Source organism: Mesotoga infera (assembly GCA_011045915.1).
In the GTDB taxonomy this organism is placed as follows: Bacteria; Thermotogota; Thermotogae; order Petrotogales; family Kosmotogaceae; genus Mesotoga; species Mesotoga infera_D.
This window is the reverse complement of record DSBT01000080.1, coordinates 1-5409: the sequence shown is the minus strand read 5'-3', so window position 1 is coordinate 5409 and position 5409 is coordinate 1. Positions and strand designations below refer to the sequence as shown.

Annotated in this window: 3 protein-coding genes; all 3 read left to right on the top strand. The window is 44.3% G+C overall.

What is annotated here, in order from left to right:
- Positions 1 to 1096: peptidase T (pepT, locus tag ENN47_02670; protein HDP77090.1), on the top strand; the 1096-nt coding region annotated here is incomplete at its 5' end.
- A 242-nt stretch (positions 1097 to 1338) separates the two neighbouring features.
- Positions 1339 to 2991 (top strand): phosphoenolpyruvate carboxykinase (ATP), encoded by a 1653-nt coding sequence (locus ENN47_02665; GenBank protein HDP77089.1) that lies wholly within the window; start codon positions 1339 to 1341, stop codon positions 2989 to 2991.
- A 454-nt stretch (positions 2992 to 3445) separates the two neighbouring features.
- The gene (locus tag ENN47_02660) at positions 3446 to 4654 is read left to right on the top strand and encodes an ATP-grasp domain-containing protein (protein HDP77088.1); all 1209 of its coding nucleotides are present in this window, start codon (positions 3446 to 3448) and stop codon (positions 4652 to 4654) included.
- Positions 4655 to 5409 lie beyond the last annotated feature (755 nt).

Sequence of the window (5409 nt, the reverse complement as noted above, 5' to 3'; positions counted from 1 at the left end):
TGATTATGGGTATGTGTTGGGGACCTTGCCATCAAATATCGAATCCGACATACCTGTTATCGGATTTATAGCCCACATGGATACCAGCCCCGATATGAGCGGAAAGGAGATCAAACCTTCGATAATTGACTATCAAGGAGGAAAGATACTGATCAACGAGGAGAAAAACATCTATATTGATCCTGAACTCTATCCGGAGATGTATAACTACGTTGGGGAGAGGCTCATTGTTACGGATGGAACCACTCTGCTTGGAGCCGATGATAAGGCGGGGGTCGCTGAAATCATAACTGCCATGGAGTACTTGATCTCAAATCCTCAAATCAAGCATGGCAAGATAAGAATTGCGTTCACTCCAGATGAGGAGGTTGGAAAAGGAACAGAGCATTTCAGTATAGAGAAATTTGGAGCCGATTACGCTTATACCGTTGATGGAGGGGCTCTTGGAGAGCTTCAGTACGAGACATTCAATGCAGCCAGCGCCGAAGTTGTTGTCAAAGGATTAAATATTCATCCTGGAAACGCAAAAGGCAGGATGAAGAATTCCCTTCTGATTGCATGCGAGTTCAACGGCATGCTGCCTTCAAACGAAGTACCAGCTGTTACCGAGGATCGGGAAGGGTTCTTTCATTTGGGAAGCATGAAAGGATCTGTGGAGGAAACAATCCTCAAGTACATAATCCGGGATCATTCGAAAGAAAAGTTCGAAAGAAAGAAGAGATTGATAGCAGAGATAGCAGCTTTCCTTAACTCAAAATACGGAGAAGATACCGTTGCTTTGAATATGAAAGACTCCTATTACAATATGAAAGAGAAGATCGAAGAAGAGATGATCGTGGTCGAGATTGCCGAGAAGGCCATGGAGAGTCTCTCAATAGAGCCAAGAATAGAGCCTGTAAGGGGAGGGACAGACGGAGCTCGCCTTTCTTTTATGGGACTTCCGACACCAAATATCTTCACTGGGGGCCATAATTTTCATGGAAGATATGAATACATCCCTACCAGTTCAATGGACAAAGCAGTAAAGGTAATTGTGAAAATCGCGGAGCTTTTCTCTAGAGAGAAAAACTTGAAGAGCCGAAAATCAGCTTTGTGAAAAGCAGCGGTGTGAGTTCAAGAACGTCGGCTCGCTGATTGGCTACCTTAACCCATAATAACTCTACAGTATTTTTCGGAAAGAGTCTTATTCCGATTTCTCGTTTCTTGGGTGAAGATGAGATGATAGATTAATCGTAATTCGCATAATCTATGTGGATTATGCGAATTTTTCTAATTCTTGCGGTAGAGAAATCTTCTGCCAAAGAATCTGCTAATCTTTTTGGTTTTTGGAGGTGAAGAATGTCAACAGAGTCCAGATTCATGAGAGGCAAAATTGGAAGAGACAATCCCCTCTTCTCAATGGCCAGGGTAACAATAGAAACTGCTTTCTACGGAAATAATGTTGTGCCGGTCTTCTCACCAAGCGAAGCATACAAGCTGGCTAAAGGATCTCCGGGTACTATAGTCACAGATCTCCCGGTTCACAGACCTGAGAAAATTGGACTTGAATCCGATTCAAAAGTGCTTCTCTTCAACGATGGCGCTGTGACGGGAAGATGTGCATCCGCGAGAAGAATCATTGGAGAGCCTGGAGTAAACGAAGCAGAATATGGAGCTAAGATTAGGGAAGCGATCTACAACACCAGAAGGCAGAAGATGTATCATGCGCAGGCTTATATCGGGCTCGACAGAGATTTCATGGTCAAGGCTCATTTACTTGTTCCCGAGACTCACGAGAACTTAATCTACAATTGGTTGTTAAACTTTCAGCCTATCAACGAGTTCTACAATGAAATGTATGAGTCTTCGGAAAGATGCGAAAATGAGGGAGACATCTTTGTTTTTTCAGATCCAGATTGGCAACACCCCGATCACCCATTGGGTCTTTCATTCTTCGATCCGGAGCACAATTGCGCTGCTATTCTTGGGATGAGGTACTTTGGTGAATTCAAGAAAGGAACCCTCACCTTAGCGTGGGGATGTGCCAACAGACAGCGTTTTGCTGCTTGTCACGGTGGGCAGAAGAGGTACAATCTGAAGGACCGGAAATTCGTCGTGGGATTTTTTGGCCTCTCCGGATCTGGAAAATCCACACTGACGCATGCCAAACATGGAGAAAAGTATGACGTTACGGTACTACATGATGATGCGTTCGTGATATCTTCTTCCAACGGGTCCTCCGTGGCGCTGGAACCTTCCTACTTTGACAAGACTTCGGATTATCCTTTGAGCAGCGAAGACAACAAATTCCTTCTGTCTGTTCAGAATGTCGGGGCTACCCAGGACGATGAGGGAAGAGTAGTTATTGTGACTGAAGATCTTCGTAATGGTAATGGACGGGCGATCAAATCAAAGCTCTGGTCCCCAAATAGAGTAGACAAGTTCGCCGAGCCTGTGGACGCCATTATCTGGTTGATGAAGGACCCATCAATTCCTCCTGTGCTCAAGGTTGAAGATCCTGTTCTAGCATCGGCCATGGGTGCTACTCTAGCAACAAAGAGAACCTCTGCCGAGCGGTTGGCGCCGGGAGTTGATCCCGATGCACTTGTTATTGAGCCATATGCCAATCCGTTTAGAACATATCCACTATCTGACGATTTTAACCGTTACCTTGAATTATTCGCCAAAAGAAACATCGAATGTTACATATTCAATACAGGACACTTCGGTCAAATTAAGGTTCCGAAAGAACTTACACTCCGAATTCTGGAGTCAATTGTGGAGAATCGCGCTGAATTCGTTCCCTGGGAACCCTTCCAGGAGCTTGAAGTAATGGAAATCGAGGGTTTTCAGCCCGATTTATCTGACGCAGATTACAAGAAGCTCGTTAGGGACAGACTGGTTGACAGATTGAACTTCCTTCGTTCCAGAGAAGTGGAGAGAGGGGGTTTCGACAGAGTACCTCAAGAAGCCGCAGAGTCAATTTCATTACTAATAGAAAGGCTTAGGTAGTCATAGTAGCAATCGAGGCCGCCCTTGGGCGGCCTTTTCACTGTCCAGGAAGAAAAAAATGATCTTCGAAAAAAGGATTCCTGACTGGCGTCAGGAATCGAAGGGGGAATTGCTACGAAACGAGGAGTTGTCCGGATTGCGGCTAACTGTACTATGTCATCGAGTGCATTGTGAATACATTGTGACTGAAGTCAACCGGCAACCTTTCAGAGATATTATACAATTTATTCTCAAAGAAACCAAATCGTATTTGTTATGTAAATGGATTTGCATATTGAGTCACGCTGGATTGGAATTAATCAATACGCTTGCTCCAAAACGTTATGTCAGAAGGCATAAGGACTGGAGAAGCAGGATCAGTGAAATGCGGCGGACAATATGACTGTTACCTTTTTAGCTTAATATGGTTATGAGAAAATCCTGTCTTCAATTCGCCTGGTGGGAGGTATGAAGGTTGAGGGTTTTAGTAACTGGTGCGAGAATGTGGTACGCAATCAATACCATAAGGCTTCTGGCTCAAGGTGGTTATGAAGTATTCGCCGCCGACAGCAAAAAGCTAAGTGGGGGGCTGTATTCAAGGTATCTAAAAGGTAAGTTTATATATCCTTCGGTAAGCGAGAATGGCAGAGCTTTCGTTCGTTGCCTTATGGAGAAGATAGAGGAATTGGAAATTGGCGTCTTATTTCCAACCTTTGAAGAGGGCTTTGTTTTGAGCAAGCATTCAGATTTGCTGGAGGGGCGAGTTAAGATTATTGTTCCTTCTTATGAGCATATTAGGCTCCTACACGACAAATTTCTCATGACAAATTACGCCAGGTCTCTAGGGATAAGCGTTCCCGGGACGATGCTTCTGAAGAATTTCGAACCTACCGACAGTAGCTTTCCGATAGTGATAAAACCTAGAAATCTTCGCTCTGCTGAAGGTATTTCAAAAGTCAACTCCAAGGATGAATTCACTAAGTATTCGAAGGACCTTGATGGCGACAAGCATCTTGTCCAGGAATGGAAACATCCCTACCAAATATGTACAACGGGCTTAGCTTACAATGGCCAAGTAATAGCGAACGTCATCTATCACAATTTGAGAGAGTATCCTGAATCAGGCGGAATAGGCACTTGCAGAATCTCTATTGAATGTGAAGAAGTGCTTGGCAATGTGAAGAAGATAGTCAGTGATCTCAACTATTCAGGGTTCATATCAATGGATTTCCTACATGAGAGAGATAGCAATGGGTATTATCTTGTTGACGTCAATCCCAGAATGAGTCCCGGGTTGCTGGTGGCGTACACTTCTGGATTAGATATGGTAAGCGCCTACATAGATTTGGTGATCAAAAACGAGGCGCCCCAACTCTCTCCTTTGGAAACTGGAAACGGAACCTATACGACCGCCATGGAGATTGGCTGGTTTTTCAGCACGCTTTTCAAAGGGAAGTTCGGTAATCTGAAAGGTTTCTTCAAAAGCAGAAAGAAACTCAAGGATGATTCCTGGGACGCACGCGATCCAGCACCTTTTTTCGTCATGCTCTGGTCTATGTTGTATACGGCTATTTTCGGGCCTCTCAAGGGAGGTCAAACGAAGAGTTTTTCTCTGGGAGCAACCTGTGATATTGAAAGTCTGGATGAAGAAGAGATTGTCGATGAGAAAAGGCAAGTAGTTTGATCAGCAATCGACAGAATAAAAAATGCTGCCCCTTTAAGGACAGCGAAGCCGTCTAAGGGTTAACTCGAGAATATTTTGCCACACAAGACACCTCTTCAGCCATTGTTAGAAGTCTTTCCTGAAGAAGTCCTATTTCAGGACGCAGAAAAAAAGGATTCTCTCTGTATAGAGCTAGCGGCGATTGACGAGCTTAGCGGAAAGCGATCGTATGCTAAAATAGCATACGCTGTGAATCAAGATCAGGGCAAACAACTGGTTCGCCAAATGCAAGAAGTTTCATGCCAAGCAAGTTTGTTTTTGTCTTAATGAAGTTCTTCAACTCATGGGTTTTTGGGGAGCTACAGGAATACGTTTCTCCGTATGTTCTTCTGTACATTTCGGTCAGACCGGGAAAGTACTGATCGAGTCTATTGTAGTAATACTCTCTCTGCCTATCTCTCAAAGTCATTCCAGTTGAAGCGTATACGAAGCTTGCGCCTGCATCATTTGCAGCTGCAAGTATAGCTGAGAGATTGTCAATGTCATCTTCAACGAACGGAAGAATCGGCGTCATGGCGATTCCCACATGAATACCCTCATCAACAAGAACACGGATAGCTTCAATCCTTCTGGAAGGTGAAGGTGCAGCTGGTTCAACCTTTTCTGCCAACACGTCATCTGTTGTAGTGAGCGTGAAGACCACTGAGCAGTACCGCTTGGAAATGTCTTTCAGCAAATGCAGATCTCTCGCTATTAGATCGCTCTTAGTGGTTATC